Raw genomic sequence first — 19,845 nt, 5'->3', positions numbered from 1 at the left:
CAGACCTGCGCCCGCCATATTCGCAATCGATCAAATTACGTTCGTCAAACGCCAAGTGACCCAAGGCGCGAAAAGATAACTTTATGACAAACAAGAACCCGCCCGTGCCGATGTCTTTTTGCGGGCCAATAACACCCTCATCCAGCAGGTCATTTCATGTCGAAGTGGAAGCATCGTACCCCTCGCGCCGTTTACCTTTCCGGAGGCGGCAGCGGTATCGGTCTGGGCTTTGCCCATGCATTGATTGCAGAAGGTTGCAGCGTGGCCGTGTTCGATTTGCAAATGCCTGGCGACACCCTCGCGCGCTTGCAGCAGGCCTGCAAAGTCAAAGGCCAGTCAGTACGTTTCTATCCGGCTGACGTCACCGATCCGCAGGCGATGGATCTGGCCATGGCCAATGCCCACGCGCAGCAAGGTGCGGCCGATCTGGCATTCAACTGCGCCGGGATGATGCGTAATGCAGTGTTCACCGACCTGCCCTACGAGACCTTTGAGCGAGTCATTCGGGTCAACCTGCTCGGCAGCCGCAACTTCGCCGCCAGCGCTCTGAAGCATTTGGCCACGCAAGGGCATCTGGTGTTCATGGCGTCGCTGGCCGGCATCGTCGGCAGTTACACCCAATCGGCCTACGCCGCGTCCAAATTCGGCGTAGTCGGTCTGGCAGAAGTGTTGCGCGCCGAACAGAGACTCAGCGGCATTGATGTCTCGGTGGTCTGCCCCGGTGAGATCCAGACGCCGCTGCTCGACTACGAACGCCAGCACGGCAGTGACGTCACCCGCGAGCTCAATTCGGTGGCCGGTGTACTCACCGTCGATCAAGCGGTGGCCGGCATCCTGCGCGGCATCCAGCGTCGGCAGTTCATGATCACGCCAGGGTTCAAGGCCAAAGTCATCCGTGCCGTTGCGCGCAAATGCAGCTCGCTGCAGCGCTGGATCGTCGACCGCAACCTGGCCAAAAGCTTTCGCAGCAAACCCGCGCGAGCGTCGTTGCGCTGAACGATTGATCTCGCCACTTCTACCTAAAGGATGCTCTGCCATGCGTGCATTTGAACAAATTCATCACTTCCAGGACTCCCGCGCCGCTGCCGGTCAACAGGCGCGCGTAGAAGATACGCGGATCGCCGCGCGACAGTTTCGTGAAGACATGCTTAACGGCCCCAAGGTTCGCTACTTCGAATCGTTCGACCTGATTACCGTGCCCTACCCCGTGCGTTACGGCTTGCGCAATGCGTTCTCGCGCGAACGCTTTGTCGAATACATGCACATCCAGAACCGTCTGTTCGTTGTGCAGTTCGACACTGCCGAAGGCCTCAAGACCCTGCTGGTGTCGCCATCGGATCACGAACGCAACATCGAAACGCCGTTCTTCCGCCGCTTGCAGGAGCGCACCGCCGCGTGGCTGACCAAATTGATCATCAAACGCCAGAACAGCGTGCCCGAGATTCTCACGCGCATCGGCCTGCGTCCTGAAGACATCGACTACATCACTTACGACCACCTGCACACGCAAGACGTGCGGCGCTGGCTCGGCACCGACAAGGCACCCGGCCTGTTCCCCAATGCACAATTGCTGGTGCACTGGCGTGAATGGGAATCGGCTAAAGACCTCAACCCCTATCAGGCCGACTGGTACTGCCCGAGCGGTATCGCCGGGATACCCGACAGCAAGGTCGTCTGCTTCGACGGCTCGATCATGCTCGGCGAAGGTGTTGCTCTGATGCACACCCCGGGTCATACCGAAGGCAACCATTCGATTGTCGTTCACACCGATTAAGGCTTGTGGGTCACCAGCGAGAACGGTGTCAGCGTCGATGCCTACGCGCCGCTGCTGTCCACGGCCAGCGGTGTCGCCGAATACGCACAGATGATCGGCACCGAAGTAATCATCAACGGCAACACGCTGGAAAACGCCGTCGATCAATACATCTCCATGGTTCAGGAAGCCACCGTCGCCGGCCCCTCGACGCGCGACCCTCGCTTCCCGAACGTCTTCCCGTCCTCGGAAATGACGCCGTTCTGGATGTTCCCGGGGACGCGTCCGGCGTTCTATGTCGGGCATGCCAGACACGGCAATCTGAAACGGCCTTAACCCGCCACCCATTCTTTGCGCAACGGTAAAACCTGAACCAGACTGGCTCAGGTTTTCCGATCACGCATGAACAGGAATCCACGATGCACATACTAAGAACTGCCCTCCTGGGATTTGGCCTGAGCCTTGCGGCCATGGGCGTCACCCAGGCTGCCGAGAAGCCGAACATTGTCGTGATCATGATCGACGACATGGCCCCCATGGACGTTTCGGCCTACAACCGCGGCCTCGGCGCCGTGACCACGCCAAACATCGACCGCATTGCCCAGGAGGGCATGATGGTCTCTGATTACTACGCGCAACCGAGTTGTACCGCGGGCCGCGCGGCGTTCATCACCGGCCAGTATCCGATCCGCACGGGCCTGACCGCTGTTGGCCAGCCCGGTGCGAAAGTCGGCATTCAGGACAGCGACGTCACCCTCGCCCAGTTGCTCAAGGCGCAGGGCTATGCCACCGGCATGTTCGGCAAATCGCACATCGGCGACCGCAACGAATACCTGCCGACCGCTCATGGCTTTGATGAGTTCTTCGGTTTTCTCTATCACCTGAACGTGATGGAGATCGCAGAAATGACCAATTTCCCCAAAGACCCGAATTTCCCCGGCATCCCGCGCAACATGATCCACTCAGTGGCGACCACCACCGACGATGCAACAGTTGATCCACGCTGGGGCCGTGTCGGTAAACAGAAGATCACCGACGAAGGTCCGCTGACCATCGAACGCATGAAGAGCGTCGATGACCAGATCACTGACTTGTCGATCGACTGGGTGAAAAAACAGAAAGCCGCCGACAAGCCATTCTTCCTTTGGTACAACCCGTCGCGCATGCACCAGAAGATCCACGTCAGTGATGAGTGGCTGGGCAAAAGCGGTCACACCGAGTACACCGACGCCATCCTGCAGCTCGATTCGCTGGTCGGCAAACTGCTCAAAACCCTCGATGACCAAGGCCTGGCGAAGAACACTATTGTGCTGTTCACTTCCGATAACGGCGTGAACCTGTCGCACTGGCCAGACTCGGGTGCTGCGTCTTTCCGGGGTGAAAAAGGCCTGACCTGGGACGGCGGGTTCCGTGTGCCGATGCTGGTGCGCTGGCCGGGCAACATCAAGCCCAACACCTGGACCGGCGAGTTCATGACCTCTGAAGACTGGGTACCGACGCTGATGGCTGCGGTAGGCCAGACCGACGTCAAAGAGAAACTGCTGACCGGTCTGGATGTCGACGGCAAAACCTTCAAAAACCATCTGGACGGCTACAACCAGATCGACATGCTGACCAAACCGGGCGGCAAATCCAATCGCCATGAGTTCTTCTTCTTTGGCGAAACCCACTTGAACGCCGTGCGCGTCGATCAGTGGAAAGTCCACACCGCGATCAAAGACAAGTGGATGGAGGCGGCCAAAGAAATTCCGGGCGGTCTGGTCATCGACATCAAAGTCGATCCGTACGAGCGCTCGCCTGAAGCCGGCGATCACTTCCGCTGGCAGCAACAGCGCAGCTGGATCATCCCGATCATCGCGCCGTACATGCAAGCGTTCGCCAAGAGCATGAAGGACTACCCGCCTTCGCAGAAAGGTGCCGGCGGTATCGGCATGGCCTCGATGGCCAACTGAGCCCAACCCCCTTCCTCAATTGAATGACCACATTCGACGACATGCGCCCCTGAGCGGGCGTATGTCGAGCGAATGGGAGAAAACTTATGTCGAAAAAAACACCTTGGCTGCGCTGTGCCCTCGCGACAGCAGTCTTGAGCAGTGGCTTTGTCGCAATGCCAACGTTCGCTCAGGCGCAGCCCGATGCACTGCTGAGCATGCCCACCAGCCAGGAAAACATCGCCGCCGGTCTTGAGGCCGACGCTTACGCCAACGGCATCAACGCGTTCACCTGGGGTTATCCGTTGGTACGCATGGAACGGGTGATTCGCGAATACACCGACGTGCCCAACCCCCGTCCCGACACCAGCTATCGCGCACCGTTGAATCAACTCGGCTGGGCCAAGACGCTGGCCACCCCGGCAGCGAAAGACATGCCGACCGCCAACAACGACACGCTGTACCTCAGCTCCGTTGTGCAACTGACTGAACCTTACGTGCTGCACGTTCCGGACACCGCCGATCGCTACTACGTGGTCGATGTGTTCAACATGTGGCAGGAGTTGCAGCACTACATCGGCCGTCGTACCACCGGCACCGCTGCCGGTGACTACGTGCTGGTGCCGCCGGGCTGGAAAGGTACGCTGCCCAAGGATTTGAAACGTCTGGATGTCAGCACCAAAACCGTCTGGCTGTGGGGTCGTCTACGCGTCAATGACGGCGAAGACCTGAAGCCGCTGCACGCCTTGCAAGCGCAATTCACCTTGCGTCCGTTGTCGCAACGCAACAACCGCGATTACAAGCCCAAAGAGCAGACGTTGGCCGCACTGCCGACAGGCAATGACGATGGTTTGGACTTCATCCGCGAACTCGCTGCTGGACTCAAGGATAACCCGGTGCCAGCGCGTGACGAGGCGCTGTTTGCACAGTTCGGCCGATTCGGCCTGACGGAAAAAGGTTTCGATCCTTCGCGGCTGTCCCCGCCACAGAAGGCCGGTTTGCTGAAAGCACTGGCCGACGGGCCGAAAGTCGCCGTATCGGCACTGGCCTCGGCCGCGACACAGCGCAATGGTTGGGCCTGGGCAACCGGTCTTGATCAATTCGGCGCCAACTATCCTTTGCGCGCGCTGGTCAGCGGGCCGTATCTGGGTGGTCAGGGCGAGAAAGAAGCGATGTACCCACTTCGCTCGACCGACGCCAAAGGCCAACAACTCAGCGGTGACAAGCACTATGTATTGCGCTTCAAAAGCGCCCCGCCGGTCGATGGTTTCTGGTCGCTGACGGTCTACAACGCCGTCGACAAAATGCTCGTCGACAACCCGATTGCCCGCTACAAACTCGGCTCCGACACACAGGGGCTGAAAGTACTCGCCGATGGCTCTTTCGAAGTACCGCTACAAGCGGAGAAACCCGATGGCGAGTTCGCGGCCAACTGGTTGCCGGCGCCTAAAGGGCCGTTCTACATGATCCTGCGTCTGTACCAGCCTAAAAGCGAAGTGCTGGCCGGCAAGTACGAACTGCCACAGGTGGAAGCCGTTGAATAAGTTCAGCGCCCCGCAACGGCTGACCCTCACGGCAATGGCGATCAGCAGTTTGCTGATCGCCCTGCCCGGTGCCGCCAATGCCGTTGAAATTGCGCAACCCCAAGGCCCCGTCGCCAACACCGTGATGACACCAGGCTACGCCCGCGCCGTTGCGCAAATGGCGTATGTCTGGGGCTGGCCGCTGGTGAATTTGCAGACCCGACGCATGATGTACGAGCAGGTGCCAACTATCGGCCTGCTCGGCCCAACGCCAGTGGCCCCGGTCAATCAGTTGGCCATGCTGTCGGATTACATCGACCCGGGCATTCGCATCGTTGCGCACCCGAATCAGGACGTGGTTTACGGTTTCGGCGCACTGGCGCTGGACAAAGGCCCGGTGATCCTGCAAGTGCCAGACTTCGGCGACCGCTTCTGGATGTATGAACTGGCCGATCAGCGCACCGATAGCTTCGCGCAAGTGGCGAAAATCTACGCGACCAAACCGGGCTTCTACCTGATTGTCGGCCCGGACTGGAAAGGCGAAAAACCTGAAGGTGTCGAAGCGGTGCTGCGTTCGCCAACCAACACCGGCGTGGTCATCCCGCGCGTGTTCATGGCCGACACCGCAGAGGATCGCGCGGCGATTCAACCGGTGCTCAATCAAATCGCCATGTACCCGTTGTCAGCGTTCGACGGCAAGGTCAAAACCATCGACTGGAAAAACCTGCCGAAACTGCCGCTGCCCAAAGCCATGGTGGATCAACCACCCGGCGAGACCAAATGGGTCACACCACAGCGCTTCTTCGCTCAGCTTAAAGGCGTATTGGCGCAGGTGCCGCCGTTGCCGGGTGAAGAGTCGCTCTACGCACAGTTTCGCGCACTCATAGCGGCTGGCGAGCATGATCCGGCGATCGCACGTGTGTTACAGGAAACTGCACAGCAAAGCGAAAAGGACGTGGTTGATCCGCTGTTCTATCTGAGCAGTAATGGCGTGCGCATCGCCAATGGCTGGAACCGGCCATTCAACAACGCGGCATTCGGCACCGACTACCTGACACGTCTGGCGATCGCCAAATCGAACATCTTCGAGAACAACGTCAAGGAAACCGCGTACATCTTCCGCGAAGAGGATGGCGACGGGCAGCGCCTCAGTGGCCAGCGCAGCTACACCCTGACCTTCCCTGCCGGGCAGACACCGCCGGTGTCGGGTTTCTGGTCACTGACCCTGTACGACAAGCTGCATTTCTTTGCCGACAATCCGATCAAGCGTTACTCCACGGGTACCAAAAACAAAGACCTGAAGTACAACGCCGACGGCTCGCTGACGATCTACATCCAGCATCAGCGCCCGACTGAAGACAAAGTCGGCAACTGGCTGCCGGCACCCGAGCAGGAGTTCGCCCTGACGATTCGCGCCTACGGTCCTTCCGAAGCGTTGATTAAAGGCGATTGGACACCTCCGCCGCTGGTGCCGGGGCCGATTCACGACTAAAACTGATGCACGTCCCAATTAATAAGGAAGTACCGGATGAGATCCACTCACTCACTGATGATTCTGGCGTTGGCCGGCACTGCCGGGCAGGCGATGGCAGGTGGTATTCAGTTGTATGAAGCGGGTCAGGAAGGCGCGGGGCTGGCCAATGCCGGCTCGGCGGCGCTGGCCACCGACCCGAGTGTATTGATGAGCAACCCGGCGGGGATTGCGGCGCTTAAAGGGACGCAAGTCACCATGACCGGTCAGGCGCTGTTCGGCGGTATCAAGTTTGATCGCGATGGCAACAATGACATCTCCGGCAACGAGGGCGGCAACCCGCTGCCGGTGCTGCCCGGGGCCAGTTTCTTCATCAGCCATGAAGTCAATGACCGTGCCAGTGTCGGTTTCGGCATGTACGGCAACTTCGGCCTCAGCGTGAAGTACGACGATGATTGGGCCGGCCGTTATCAAACGCAGGAGTCGACACTGATCGGTATCTCGTTCCAGCCAACGTTCGCCTACAAAATCACTGACGACCTGTCGATGGGCATCGGCCCGCGCCTGGTCTACGGCTACTACTACACAAAAATGGCCATCGACAATAACGCCTTCCTGCCGGGTGATCCGTTTCAGCAGGATGGCAAGTTGCAGTACAAGGACACCGACACCGGCACCGGCATCAATCTGGGCCTGCGCTATCAACTCGACCCGCGCACCACGATCGGTCTGGCGTACACCAGCAAGGTCAAACTGGAGTTCAAGGATTCGCCATCGGTGCATGGCGTACGCAACCCGCTGCTCAACCTGGCGTTGTCGAGGGCCGATGTCGATGACTTGGGCATCGACATGAACATCCCGCAGACCGTGACCCTGAGCGTCGCTCATCAGTTGAACGATCAATGGACATTGCTCGGTTCGGCCAACTGGCAGGACTGGAGCGATTTTGCCGATATCGGCGTGGAAGTGGATACCGGTGGCAACAACGTTTCGCGTTCCGTCGACCGCAAATATCAGGACACTTGGCACCTGTCGTTCGGTGCGCAAAATCAGCTCAGCCCGAAACTGCGCTGGAACATGGGTGTGGCGTATGACAGTTCGGCGGTAAAGGATAAGGATCGCACCGTCGACAACCCGATGAACGAAACCTGGCGGCTGGCCACGGGCGTCAGCTACAAGCTGACCGACGACATGGACGTCAACCTCAATTACACCCTGGTGTGGCTGGGCGACATGGACGTGCAGCAGAGCAAGCGCGACGGTCAGACGCTGTCGGGCAGTTATCCCAACAGCGCCCTTCATATCATTGGCGGCGGTGCGACCTGGCGTTTCTGATTCACATGTACCCGGGCCGTGCGTGCACGGCCCCTATCAAGGCAGCACAGTTCATATGGCTTACCTCACCCGTGCTTCGGCTCTCCATGGGTTCCACGAATTTGCCATCAGCCAGAAACTCAACCCGACCGATATTCTGCGCAAGGCCGGGCTACCCGGCGATGTACTGGAGAACCCGGATGCGCTGATCTCCTTGCAACGTTTTGCCATGGTGCTGGAACTGGGCAGCGAAACCAGCGGCAATCCCCTCTTCGGTCTGGAGTTCGGTCTGCATCAAGGCGTTGGCATTTTTGGTTCGTTGCTCTATTTGATGCGCAATTCCAACACCGTCGGCGACGCGCTACGCGATTTTGGTCGCTACTTCCACGTCCATGACAATTTCGGCGATGTGGTCATTCAACAAACAGACGGACACGCTTTGTTGTACTACGCCAGCGAATCGGAAAATCTACCAGGCCGACGTCATGTCAGCGAACTGGCCGTCGGCGTGGGGTATCAATTGATGCGCAGCTTGCTGGGTAACCGCTGGCAACCCGTCGCCGCGTTGCTGCAAAACGCACCGGTGGCGAGCAATGCACGCTATCGGCGTCTCCTCGGCGTAATCCCGAGATTTAACAGCACTTTCGACGCCTGGATGTTCGACGCCAATTTGCTGGATATAACGCTGAGTGACGCCGATCCGAAACTGCACCGTTTGATTTTGCAGCAACTGGACACCATCGACCGCATCGACAGCGACGAACTGCCGGCCCAGATCCAGCGTTTGCTGCGCAGTTTTCTGCCCAGCGGACGGGTGACCATCGACTACATCGCCGACTTTATGCGCGTCAGCCCACGCTCTTTGCAGCGCCACCTCGCCGGACATGGCACCTCGTTTCAGGCGCTGCTCGACGAAACCCGACAATCCATGGCCGTGCGCTACCTCGAAGAATCGGACATGAGCCTGATGCAATTGACTGAAGTGCTTGGCTACGCCAATCAGAGTGCATTCAGCCGGGCGTTCCAACGCTGGTTTGGCGCCAGCCCGCGGCAATGGCTCAAGCAGCAGAAGGCTTGAGTTAATTGGCGTCTGGTCAGACGCCTTCGCGAGCAAGCTTTGCTCCTGTGGATCGCATTTCATACTGTTGGTGCAAAGCTTGCTCGCGATGCTTCTAGCGTTTGTTCATCCATCAACTAGCCTTGAGCGTGGCATCTCTTGTACGACTGCCCCCCACGAAAAAACCTGATTCCAGTAAGGAAAAACCCTGCATGAAACCACTTTTGAGTACGTTGACGCTCGCCGCCGCCCTCATCACCGTCGCCGGCTGCTCTACGACCTCACAACCCGGCAGAAGTACCAGTCTGGGTGAGGACAACCTGAACGGTTCGGGCTTTTTGGCTGACGTTTACCCGCAGATGAAAGAAGGCAAGGATGGCGAAGCATTGCGCCTTTACCGCAACCCGAAATACGCCTCCACCGCCAGTTTCACCCGCTACAAGAAAGTGTTGCTGGATCCGGTCAAACTGTATGCCGGCCCGAAATCCACACTGCACGAGGCACCACAAGCCGATGCCAATGTAATTGCTCAAGGACTCTACAATCAGTTGCATGAGCAACTGGGCGAAGACTATCAAATGGTCGACACCCCAGGCCCCGACACTCTGCACATCGCTGTCGCCATCGTCGATGCAGAAGCCGCCAATACTTCGCTGAAAGCAGCGTCCTACATTCCGATTCCACTGGGCGTGCCCGGTGCCAAAGCCGCCGCCATGCAAGCCGTTTCGCACACCACAGGGCAACCGCCGTTTACCGGCCAAGTCACTGTTGAAGGAAAAATGGCTGACTCGCAGACGGGTGAAGTCATCGTCGCAGAGATCGATCGCCGCACGGGCTCGCGCCGTCCGATCATCGGTTTGTTCGAAAGCAGCACGTATGACTCCTGGAGCGACGTGACTGCGGCTGAAAAATACTGGGCAGAAAAAGTACGTTATCGCCTGTGCATGCGCCGAGAAGCGCCGAACTGCGTGGAAGCCGTCGAATAATGTTGCGGGGCTCTTGAGGCTAGAGACGAAATAATTCAGTGAACGCTGAATTATTTCGTATCGCCATGTATCTGAACCCAAAGCGCAATGCCATCAAACAGATAGCACCGATTCAGATCAGGTACAGGGAAACCGCCCATGAAATCCAATGAACAAAGCGTCAGTCCAATCAGACTGAAAGACATCACCATTGTCGACGACGCAAAAATGCGCAAAGCGATTACCGCCGCTGCGCTTGGCAACGCCATGGAATGGTTCGACTTTGGCGTGTACGGCTTCGTCGCCTACGTCCTCGGCAAAGTGTTCTTCCCCGGCGCCGACCCCGGCACACAGATGATCGCCGCGTTGGCGACGTTCTCCGTGCCCTTCCTCATCCGTCCGCTGGGCGGCCTGTTTTTCGGCAGGTTAGGCGATAAGTACGGGCGACAGAAAGTCCTCGCCGCGACCATCGTGATCATGTCGCTGAGCACCTTCGCCATCGGCTTGATTCCCTCTTATGCGTCGATCGGCATTTGGGCGCCGATCCTGCTGTTACTGGCGAAAATGGCTCAAGGCTTCTCGGTCGGCGGTGAATACACCGGCGCCTCGATCTTCGTCGCCGAATACGCGCCGGATCGCAAACGCGGCTTCCTCGGCAGTTGGCTGGACTTTGGCTCCATCGCCGGTTTTGTTCTCGGTGCCGGTGTCGTCGTGCTGATTTCCTCGACACTCGGCGAAGAGCAATTTGAATCGTGGGGCTGGCGCCTGCCGTTCTTCCTCGCCCTGCCCCTGGGCATGATCGGCCTCTACCTGCGCCACGCACTGGAGGAAACACCGGCATTCCAGCAGCACGTCGAAAAACTCGAACAAGGCGACCGCGAAGGCCTCGCCGATGGCCCGAAAGTCTCGTTCAAGGAGGTCGCCACCAAGTACTGGCGCAGCCTGATGACCTGCGTCGGCGTGGTGGTCGTGACCAACGTCACCTACTACATGCTGCTGACGTACATGCCGAGTTACCTGTCGCACAACCTGCACTACAGCGAAAACCGTGGCGTGCTGATCATCATCGCGATCATGGTCGGCATGCTGTTTGTGCAACCGGCGATTGGTTTTATCAGCGACAAGATTGGCCGCAAACCCTTCATCGTCGTCGGCAGTATCGGCCTGTTCATTCTGGCCATTCCGGCGTTCATGCTGATCAACAGCGGCAAGATCGGCCTGATCTTCTCCGGCCTGCTGATGCTCGCGGTGCTGCTCAACTTCTTCATCGGCGTCATGGCCTCGACCCTGCCGGCGATGTTCCCTACGCACATTCGCTACAGCGCTTTGGCCGCTGCTTTCAACATCTCCGTGCTGATCGCCGGTTTGACTCCGACCATCGTCGCCTGGCTGGTCGAAAGTACCAACGACTTGTACATGCCGGCCTACTACTTGATGGTCATTGCCGTGGTTGGCCTGTTCACCGGCGTCACCATGAAAGAAACCGCCAACCAACCGCTACGCGGCGCGGCCCCGGCGGCTTCGGATCTGGCGGAGGCGAAGGAGCTGTTGAAAGAGCATCACGACAACATTGAGCAGAAGATTGAAGACATTGATGCCGAGATTGCTGAGCTGGAGGCGAAGCGCAAGAACCTGGTGCAGCAGCATCCGCGGATTAATGAGTGAGATCGGCAATCCATTCGTGCTGCGGATGCAATCGTTGTAGATGATCCACCAGCCATTGCCGATCCTCGCCAGAGAGTTTCGGCAATGCGCGGGTGAAATCGCCCTGGTCTTTGGGGCGGGTATTCTTGGCTTTGAACAGCAGCGTGGCGGCGGGTCTCAGGTATGGGATGCCGCTTGCGCTGAGGGCGACCATTTCCGCGCGCGGATAGACAATCGACGTGTCGCGTTTATAGACCCACGACTGCGCACTCCCCGCTTCAAGCATCACATCCACTCGCCAGGCATTGGCCTCGGTATCAAAACCCCACACCTGAAAAATGTCGTCGCCGGGAAGATCATGCTCCGGCAGGCATTCGAACGCGCCGTTTTTGACGGTGTAGAACTTTAGCTCCGATAACGTCTGCCGGAACAATGGGAAATCCTCACGCCGAACTGTGAACTCCAGGTCATTGTGTTCACGGGTTTGCTGCCCGTGCCACAGATCCAGCGCCCATCCGCCGACCACGCACCATGGGCGCGCGAGGTGTTGCAGGCGTTGCGACAAGTGTTCAGGCGTCCACGCCAACCATGCGTATTCATCCATGATTCAATAACTTCCTCGTCCTTAGAATTTGAAATGCGATCCCCTTGTGGGAGCGGGCTTGCTCGCGAATGCGGTGTGTCATTTACCACATCAGTCTTAGTTTGGTTATTGGGGTTTGGGGTTTTTGTTTTGGGGGCATATCTGTTGCTGCGGTGATGGCTGCTGGCGGTTTCGCTCTTACAGCGAGTCACCTTTTCCAGACGCCGAAAAGGTAACCGAAAAGGCTTGGCCCCGGCGTACGGCACTTCGCTGAGGCTCAGTGTTCCCTCGCTACGGTGTCCATCCGGGGACATCGCCTACGGTTTGCTTCGCTGCACCTCCTCTCGATGTGTGCGGCTACGCCGCACGGCGCTACGCGCCTGATCACCGGATGGACACCTACGCTCGGCCTGCCGAAGGGGCTTGAGATCAAAAACCAGATCAAGATCAAAGGCCCCTCACCCTAGCCCTCTCCCGGAGGGAGAGGGGACTGATTGCGTGGAATGGAAGAGGTACGCCGACGTGAAAGACCGAGTCGAACGCATATCTTGAAAATCCCACCAATCGGCCCCCTCTCCCTCCCGGAGGGAGAGGGGACTGATTGCGTGGATTGGGAGAGGTACGCCGACGTGAAAGACCGAGTCGAACCCAAATTTTGAAAAGCCCACCAGTCGGCTCCCTCTCCCTCGGGAGAGGGCTGGGGTGAGGGGCGAAAACACCACAAAAACCAAAGCCAAGCACGCCCGCCCTTCACCACTCAATAGGCCGAGTGCCAGCTCGCCTGCTCTTGATCTTGACTCACCGGCCCGTCGGCAGGCTGAGTGTAGGGATTGATCCGGGGTGGGAGCGCAGCGACCGTTTGGCGCAGCCAAACACAGCGAGAGGAGGTGCAGCGAAGCAAACCGTAGGCGCTGCCCCCCGGATAAATCCCGGAGCGAAGGAACCCGAGCCACAGCGAGGGCCGAACGTCAGGGCAAAGCCTTTTCGGTTACCTTTTCGGCGTTTGGAAAAGGTGACTCGCCGTAAGGGCGAAACCGCCAGCAGCCACCCCCGCAGCAACGGATATACACCCAAAACCCAAAACCCCAATCACCCAACCAACATCCCATGACACATCAACCCCAACACACTCCGCATATGCCGTGAATGCGCCTCCCGATCCGGCGTCAATTCAGTCGCCAACCGAATAAACGCCACATTCGCATACTGATTAAACACCGTCGCCGCCACATCAATATCAACCGAGTCTCGAATCCTGCCAACCCCCTGAAAATGCACGAGCAGCGCCTTGGTCTCCTCAATCACCGCCGCATTCCAAGGATCAAGCGCCCGAGCCAATTCCCCGGTAAACAAAAACGGCGCCAACTCCCGCCACAGTGAAGCCGGCATAGCCTCCAACTGGTAATGCGTCATCAACCCCTCAAACGCACACAACGCCTCCAGCGGATCACTGTCGTCATCAAGACGAGCCCGCGAATCGCGCATGGCTTTTTCGTCAGGCTGCTTCAGCAACGCCAACAAAATCTCCTGCTTGCCGCCGAAATAATTCACCACCGTCGGCGCCGACACCCCGGCCTGCACCGCGATCTGATCCAGCGTCGTCGCCGCAAACCCGTTGGCCTTGAACAGCTCCAGCGCCGCCTCGGCAATCACCTGCCGGCGCTGTTCCTTTTGCCGCTCTCGAAGTCCGCTCATGTTGCCTCTGATGATGCTTGCCAATGACCCTCAGCCTACGGCGATATTTTTTCACCGACAAATATTTTCTTTACAAAAATATTTTTAGGTGACAAAACTTTACTCGTGCAGCGCGGCAACGAACGCACTCACCCGCCCTTTTCTCTGGAGATCAGCCATGTCCGCCGAATTCGATTCGACCCGCAGTACCAGCGATTACCAAGCCGCCGATGCCGCGCACCACATTCACGCGTTCGTCGACCAAAAGGCCCTCAACGAAGAAGGCCCACGGGTGATGGTCAGCGGTGATCGCCTGTCGCTGTGGGACAACGATGGCAATCGCTACCTCGACGGCATGTCCGGCCTGTGGTGCACCAACCTCGGCTACGGTCGCAAGGATCTGGCCGCCGCCGCGACCGCGCAGCTGGAACAGCTGCCCTACTACAACATGTTCTTCCACACGACCCACCCGGCGGTGATCGAACTGTCCGAGCTGCTCTTCAGCCTGCTGCCCAAGCACTACAGCCACGCGATCTACACCAACTCTGGCTCCGAAGCCAACGAAGTGCTGATCCGCACCGTGCGCAAGTTCTGGCAAGTGATGGGCAAGCCCGAGAAGAAAATTATGATCGGCCGCTGGAACGGCTACCACGGCTCGACCCTGGCGGCGACGGCGCTGGGCGGCATGAAGTTCATGCACGAAATGGGCGGCACCATTCCTGACGTCGCGCACATCGACGAACCGTACTGGTTTGCCCACGAAGGCAACCTCAGCCCGGAAGAGTTCGGCCTGCAAGCCGCGCGACAACTGGAAGACAAGATTCTCGAGCTTGGCGCTGACAAGGTCGCCGCTTTCGTCGCCGAACCGTTCCAGGGCGCGGGCGGCATGATCATTCCGCCGGCTACTTACTGGCCAGAAATCCAGCGAATCTGCCGCAAGTACGACGTGTTGCTGTGCGCCGACGAAGTGATCGGCGGGTTCGGCCGCACTGGCGAATGGTTCGCGCATCAGACCTTCGGTTTCGAGCCCGACACTCTGTCGATCGCCAAGGGCCTGACCTCCGGTTACATCCCTATGGGCGGTCTGATTCTGTCGCGGCGTATGGCCGATGCACTGGTTGAGAAAGGTGGCGTGTTCGCCCACGGCCTGACTTATTCCGGGCACCCGGTGGCGGCTGCCGTGGCGATTGCCAACCTCAAGGCGTTGCGCGATGAAGGCGTGGTCGCTCAGGTAAAGGCTGATACCGGGCCGTATCTGCAAAATTGCTTGCGCGAGGTGTTTGGTAATCACCCGTTGATCGGCGAGATTCAGGGCGTCGGCCTGGTGGCCGCGTTGCAGTTTGCTGAGGACAAGGCCAGCCGCAAGCGCTTTGCCAACGAAAACGACATGGCCTGGCGTTGCCGCACGATCGGTTTTGAAGAAGGCTTGATCATCCGCTCGACACTGGGCCGGATGATCATGGCGCCGGCGCTGGTAGCGACCCGGGCGGAGCTGGATGAGTTGATCGACAAGACCCGAATTGCCGTGGATCGCACGGCGCGGGAGTACGGCGTCCTCTGATCTTCGTCACTGCACAATCCCCCTGTAGGAGCTGCGGCACGCTGCGATCTTTTGATCTTGATCTTGAAAAACAAAATCAAAAGATCGCAGCGTGCCGCAGCTCCTACAGTTGCCTACCCAGTAGCCATTGGCGGACAAAGTTAGATCCCGCCGATTACTCCGCGCGCCGCTTGGTGTTAAATAGGCGCCAGTCTTCACCTTGTCGCTTAAAGCTGTGCAACGAGAACCGATATGAACACCCATTCCAAGAAAAACACCCACATTCCAACGGCGGTGACCGCATGATCGAAGTCACCGAAGTTTCCATTGCGCAACTGCGCGCTGCGCTGGAATCCGGCCAGACCACCTCGGTCGAGCTGGTGCAAGCCTACCTCGCGCGCATCGACGCCTACGACGCCTACGACGGCGCCGATACGCCGACCGCGCTGAATGCGGTGGTGGTGCGCAATCCTGAAGCGCTGAACGAAGCGCAAGCCGCCGATGCCCGTCGCGCCAAAGGTGAAACCCTTGGCCCGCTCGATGGCATCCCCTACACCGCCAAAGACAGTTATCTGGTCAAAGGCCTGACCGCCGCGTCCGGCAGCCCGGCGTTTGCCGATCTGGTCGCCTATCGCGACGCCTTCACCATCGAGCGTCTGCGCGCGGCCGGGGCGATTTGCCTGGGCAAAACCAACATGCCGCCGATGGCCAATGGCGGCATGCAGCGCGGCGTTTATGGCCGCGCCGAGAGCCCGTACAACGCTGATTACCTGACCGCACCCTTTGCTTCCGGCTCGTCCAACGGCGCCGGGACTGCCACCGCTGCCAGTTTCGCCGCGTTCGGTCTGGCCGAAGAAACCTGGTCCAGCGGTCGCGGCCCGGCCTCGAATAATGGCCTGTGCGCCTATACGCCGTCGCGCGGCGTAATTTCGGTGCGCGGCAACTGGCCGTTGACCCCGACCATGGACGTCGTCGTGCCGTACGCGCGCACCATGGCTGACTTGCTCGAAGTGCTCGACATCGTCGTCGCCGAAGACCCGGACACCCGTGGTGACCTGTGGCGTCTGCAACCGTGGGTGCCGATCCCGAGCGTCAGCTCCGTGCGCCCTGCGGCTTATGCTGATCTGGCCGCCGACGCGAAAGCGCTGGCCGGCAAGCGTTTCGCCGTACCACGCATGTTCATCAACGCCGATCCTGAGGCTGGCACCAGCGAAGCACCGGGCATCGGTGGCCCGACCGGCCAGCGCATCAACACCCGCGAATCGGTGATCGATCTATGGAAACAGGCACGTCAGGCACTCGAAGCGGCGGGCGCTGAAGTGATCGAAACTGACTTCCCGCTGGTCTCCAACTGCGAAGGCGATCGTCCTGGCGCGCCGACCGTGTTCACCCGTGGTCTGGTCTCGAAAGAGTTTCTTCACCATGAACTGTGGGATCTGACCGCTTGGGCGTTCGATGATTTCCTGCAAGCCAACGGCGACCCGAAGCTCAATCGTCTGGTTGACGTCGATGGGCTGAAGATTTTCCCGCACGAGCCGGGCACCCTGCCCAACCGTGAGGGCGATCTGGTTGCTGGCATGGACGAATACGTGCGCATGGCTGAACGCGGGATCACGCCGTGGAATGAAATCAGCACCGTGCCCGATGGCTTGCGTGGGCTAGAGGAGACGCGTCGCATCGATCTGGAAGAGTGGATGGATAAACTCGGCCTCGACGCTGTGCTGTTCCCGACAGTGGCCGATGTGGGGCCGGCGGATGCCGACGTTAACCCGGAGTCAGCCGATATCGCCTGGAGCAACGGCATCTGGGTGGCCAACGGCAACCTCGCGATCCGTCACCTCGGTGTACCGACCGTCACCGTGCCGATGGGCGTGATGGCTGACATCGGCATGCCGGTCGGCCTAACCTTCGCCGGTCGCGCTTACGACGATTCGAGCCTGCTGCGCCTGGCCGCCGCATTCGAATCGACCGGCAGCAAACGCCAGATCCCGCCACGCACCCCGCCATTGTCGTAACTATTAATATCTGAAATGCAATTTAACCTGTGGGAGCTAGCCTGCTGGCGATGAGGGAGGAACATTCAACATCATTGTTGAATGAACTGACGCTATCGCCAGCAGGCTAGCTCCCACAGGGTTTGTGTTGTGTCATCAAGTCAGCACATTGGCTCAATCACCCCTACCTGAAATCCCGCGATCATCGGTGCCACTTCAATTGCTGCTGGCCTCCGACCATGATCCATCGCGCACCCTCGCGTCTCACCTTGCTAGTCCTGCTCTGTGGTCTGTCCGGAACCGGCGCCGCCAGCGATTTCTTTGACGACGCGAAAACCGAAATCCTTCTGCGCAACTTCTATTTGAGCAACGACTACCGATCCCCCTCGCCCAGCGGTAAAAACTATAAACAGGAATGGGCGCAGGGTTTTATCGGAACCTTCTCATCAGGTTTCACTGAAGGAACACTTGGCTTCGGCATCGACGCCCACGCCTTTTCCGGGATCAAACTCGATGGCGGCAAGGGCCATTCCGGCACAGGTTTGCTCCCGGTAGACAGTGACGGCCGCAGCGAAAACAACTACTCCAGTGCCGGCGGTGCACTCAAGCTGAAAACCTCGCGCACCACCCTGGCGTTCGGCGAAATGACCGTAGAAACGCCGGTCTTCGACACCTCCGACAAACGCCTGCAACCGGAGTACGCCACGGGTTTGCTGCTCAACAGCCGAGAGATCGACAACTTGAATCTGGTCGCCGGTCATTTCACCGCGTTCAAGAATCAGGACAGCTCATCGGGCAAAGGCGATTTTTACGGCTACGGCGCCAATACCGAAGCCGGCGGCATCAGTTTTATCGGCGCCGATCTGTTCGCAGACAGCCCTCTCGGCGGCGCGCTCTACGCCTCCGACCTGAGCGACACCTGGCACCAGTACTACGGCAATCTGCACTTCAAGCAATCCGGCCTGCTGCTCGACGCCAACCTCTACCACACCCGCGATACAGGCCAGGCGCTGGCCGGCGCGATCGACAACACTGCGTTCAGCCTGTCCGGCAAATACGCCTTCGGCCCGCACGCGGTGATGCTCGGCTGGCAGCGAGTCAATGGCGACACGCCGTTCGATTTTGTCGGCGGTGACTCGATCTACCTCGCCAACTCGATCAAATACGCCGACTTCAACGGCGCCCACGAACGCTCCTGGCAAGCACGCTACGACCTCGACCTCGGCGCCTTCGGCATCCCCGGCCTGACCTTCATGACCCGCTACGTCACCGGCGACCACATCGACGGCACCCACGCCCCGGTTGGCGGCGCGTATCAACTGCAACAAGGTGATGGCGGCAAACACTGGGAGCGCGACATCGACATGAAATACATCGTCCAGTCCGGCGCGGCAAAAGACCTCTCAGTACAACTTTCCCATGTCTCCCACCGCGCCAACGAAGCCCAGGCCGGCGACGACATCGACCGCCTCTACCTCGTCATCCAATACCCGCTCGCCTTCTGACAGAACAAATCACCCTGCCCGAAACACAATCAAAACTGTGGGAGCGGGCTTGCTCGCGAAGGCGGCGCATCAGTCGCCCGCAATGTTGACTGACCCACCGCTTTCGCGAGCAAGCCCGCTCCTACAAGAGAGCACCTTAGCGCACCAATAGTATGATAAATTCCGCGCTATCGACCCTTTCACTGGAGGCCCGATCATGGGAACCGTTCGAAAAACCATCACCGTGACTGACCAACAAGATAACTGGATCAAAGCTCAAATCGACGCCGGCCATTACACCAACGACAGCGAATACATTCGCGATCTGATCCGACGTGAACAAGAACGCACTGCTGAACTTGAAACGATTCGTGCAGCGCTTCGCGAAGGTGAGTCCAGCGGCAAACCACGCCCCTTCGATCCAGAGGCGTTCAAACAGAGAATGCTGACTACGCATGGCTGAATATCGCCTGACACCTGCTGCCGAGGGCGACCTCGAGGCGATCTGGAGTTATACCGCGCAACAATGGGGCCTGGATCAGGCAAATCGTTACATCGATATTCTCACCACTGCATTTGCTCAATTGACTGAGCGTCCCAAAACAGCACCCGCCTGCGATGCCATCCGTGTTGGTTATCGGCGCTGCAGCGTAGAACGGCACATGATCTACTTTCGCATTACGGCCTATGGCATTGCGATCATTCGAATCCTGCATGATCGGATGGATGCGCAACGCAAACTTTGAACATCAAGAGATCGCAGGCTTTTATAGGAGCTGCCGAAGGCTGCGATCTTTTGATTCTGCTAATTGGCGGAAGGCAGCCGGAGTCGAACCTGCCCGGGAACGGATGCCGTCCCCAACCGGGTTTGAAGCCCGGCCGCGCCACCGGGCGCGATTGCCTTCCTTGAAC

At 58.9% G+C, this 19,845-nt stretch carries 18 protein-coding genes and 1 tRNA gene; 15 read left to right on the top strand and 4 right to left on the bottom strand.

All coding sequences use genetic code 11. The features are described from left to right. The first annotated feature begins 156 nt into the window (after nt 1-156). The 10 genes from AD669_RS12255 (at nt 157) to proP (ending at nt 11,679) form a co-directional block, all read left to right on the top strand. Nucleotides 157-996: an SDR family NAD(P)-dependent oxidoreductase gene (locus tag AD669_RS12255; RefSeq protein WP_053120033.1), complete on the top strand. Its 840-nt coding sequence runs from the start codon at nt 157-159 to the stop codon at nt 994-996. A 40-nt stretch (nt 997-1,036) separates the two neighbouring features. Continuing rightward, nucleotides 1,037-1,774, top strand: coding sequence for a hypothetical protein (locus AD669_RS12250; RefSeq protein WP_218187431.1), 738 nt, complete (start codon nt 1,037-1,039; stop codon nt 1,772-1,774). 3 nt (nt 1,775-1,777) lie between these two features. Beyond that, nucleotides 1,778-2,089 carry a hypothetical protein gene (locus AD669_RS28655; protein WP_218187430.1) on the top strand — a complete coding sequence of 104 codons (312 nt, stop codon included), beginning with the start codon at nt 1,778-1,780 and terminating at the stop codon, nt 2,087-2,089. A gap of 83 nt (nt 2,090-2,172) precedes the next feature. After that, nucleotides 2,173-3,705: an arylsulfatase gene (locus AD669_RS12245; protein WP_053120031.1), complete on the top strand. Its 1,533-nt coding sequence runs from the start codon at nt 2,173-2,175 to the stop codon at nt 3,703-3,705. 155 nt (nt 3,706-3,860) lie between these two features. Continuing rightward, nucleotides 3,861-5,228 (top strand): DUF1254 domain-containing protein, encoded by a 1,368-nt coding sequence (locus AD669_RS12240; RefSeq protein ID WP_218187429.1) that lies wholly within the window; start codon nt 3,861-3,863, stop codon nt 5,226-5,228. Next, the gene (locus AD669_RS12235) at nt 5,221-6,699 is read left to right on the top strand and encodes a DUF1254 domain-containing protein (protein WP_218187428.1); all 1,479 of its coding nucleotides are present in this window, start codon (nt 5,221-5,223) and stop codon (nt 6,697-6,699) included. The genes AD669_RS12240 and AD669_RS12235 overlap by 8 nt, the downstream gene beginning before the upstream one ends. Before the next feature lie 36 nt (nt 6,700-6,735). After that, on the top strand, nt 6,736-8,013 hold the full coding sequence (locus tag AD669_RS12230) for an OmpP1/FadL family transporter (RefSeq protein WP_053120027.1): 1,278 nt from the start codon (nt 6,736-6,738) through the stop codon (nt 8,011-8,013). Nucleotides 8,014-8,068: 55 nt separating this feature from the next. Continuing rightward, a complete protein-coding gene (locus tag AD669_RS12225; RefSeq protein ID WP_053120025.1) occupies nt 8,069-9,070 on the top strand; it encodes an AraC family transcriptional regulator in 1,002 nt (333 codons plus the stop codon). Nucleotides 9,071-9,261: 191 nt separating this feature from the next. Further along, nucleotides 9,262-10,035, top strand: a complete 774-nt coding sequence (locus AD669_RS12220; protein WP_053120023.1) for a DUF3313 domain-containing protein — start codon at nt 9,262-9,264, stop codon at nt 10,033-10,035. A gap of 138 nt (nt 10,036-10,173) precedes the next feature. Beyond that, on the top strand, nt 10,174-11,679 hold the full coding sequence (proP, locus tag AD669_RS12215; protein ID WP_053120021.1) for a glycine betaine/L-proline transporter ProP: 1,506 nt from the start codon (nt 10,174-10,176) through the stop codon (nt 11,677-11,679). Here the strand turns inward: proP and AD669_RS12210 are convergent. Next, nucleotides 11,669-12,262 carry a nucleotidyltransferase domain-containing protein gene (locus AD669_RS12210; protein ID WP_053120019.1) on the bottom strand — a complete coding sequence of 198 codons (594 nt, stop codon included), beginning with the start codon at nt 12,260-12,262 and terminating at the stop codon, nt 11,669-11,671. The two genes, proP and AD669_RS12210, sit on opposite strands and share 11 nt — an antisense overlap. 1,068 nt (nt 12,263-13,330) lie before the next feature. After that, the gene (locus tag AD669_RS12205) at nt 13,331-13,936 is read right to left on the bottom strand and encodes a TetR/AcrR family transcriptional regulator (protein ID WP_053120017.1); all 606 of its coding nucleotides are present in this window, start codon (nt 13,934-13,936) and stop codon (nt 13,331-13,333) included. A gap of 157 nt (nt 13,937-14,093) precedes the next feature. Between AD669_RS12205 and AD669_RS12200 the strand changes: the two genes are divergently transcribed. Then, nucleotides 14,094-15,476 carry an aspartate aminotransferase family protein gene (locus AD669_RS12200; protein ID WP_053120015.1) on the top strand — a complete coding sequence of 461 codons (1,383 nt, stop codon included), beginning with the start codon at nt 14,094-14,096 and terminating at the stop codon, nt 15,474-15,476. A gap of 281 nt (nt 15,477-15,757) precedes the next feature. Beyond that, entirely contained in the window at nt 15,758-17,470 is a 1,713-nt protein-coding gene (locus AD669_RS12195; RefSeq protein WP_053120013.1) for an amidase, read from the top strand. 181 nt (nt 17,471-17,651) lie between these two features. Here AD669_RS12195 and AD669_RS29005 read toward each other — a convergent pair whose 3' ends face one another. After that, nucleotides 17,652-17,717 (bottom strand): hypothetical protein, encoded by a 66-nt coding sequence (locus AD669_RS29005; protein ID WP_371262374.1) that lies wholly within the window; start codon nt 17,715-17,717, stop codon nt 17,652-17,654. Here AD669_RS29005 and AD669_RS12190 point away from each other — a divergent pair. The 3 genes from AD669_RS12190 to AD669_RS12180 all read left to right on the top strand — a co-directional run bounded on the left by AD669_RS12190 (nt 17,689) and on the right by AD669_RS12180 (nt 19,679). Then, nucleotides 17,689-18,954, top strand: coding sequence for an OprD family porin (locus AD669_RS12190; RefSeq protein WP_053120011.1), 1,266 nt, complete (start codon nt 17,689-17,691; stop codon nt 18,952-18,954). The genes AD669_RS29005 and AD669_RS12190 overlap by 29 nt on opposite strands. Nucleotides 18,955-19,150: 196 nt before the next feature. Beyond that, nucleotides 19,151-19,396, top strand: a complete 246-nt coding sequence (locus AD669_RS12185; protein WP_053120009.1) for a type II toxin-antitoxin system ParD family antitoxin — start codon at nt 19,151-19,153, stop codon at nt 19,394-19,396. Further along, nucleotides 19,389-19,679: a type II toxin-antitoxin system RelE/ParE family toxin gene (locus AD669_RS12180; RefSeq protein ID WP_053120007.1), complete on the top strand. Its 291-nt coding sequence runs from the start codon at nt 19,389-19,391 to the stop codon at nt 19,677-19,679. The genes AD669_RS12185 and AD669_RS12180 overlap by 8 nt, the downstream gene beginning before the upstream one ends. A 64-nt stretch (nt 19,680-19,743) precedes the next feature. Here the strand turns inward: AD669_RS12180 and AD669_RS12175 are convergent. Then, nucleotides 19,744-19,839: transfer RNA gene (locus AD669_RS12175), tRNA-Sec, on the bottom strand. Nucleotides 19,840-19,845: the final 6 nt, after the last annotated feature.

It is taken from the genome of Pseudomonas sp. P1.31, from assembly GCF_001269815.1.
Lineage (GTDB): Bacteria > Pseudomonadota > Gammaproteobacteria > Pseudomonadales > Pseudomonadaceae > Aquipseudomonas > Aquipseudomonas rustica.
This window is presented reverse-complemented; position numbering and strand designations above follow the sequence as displayed.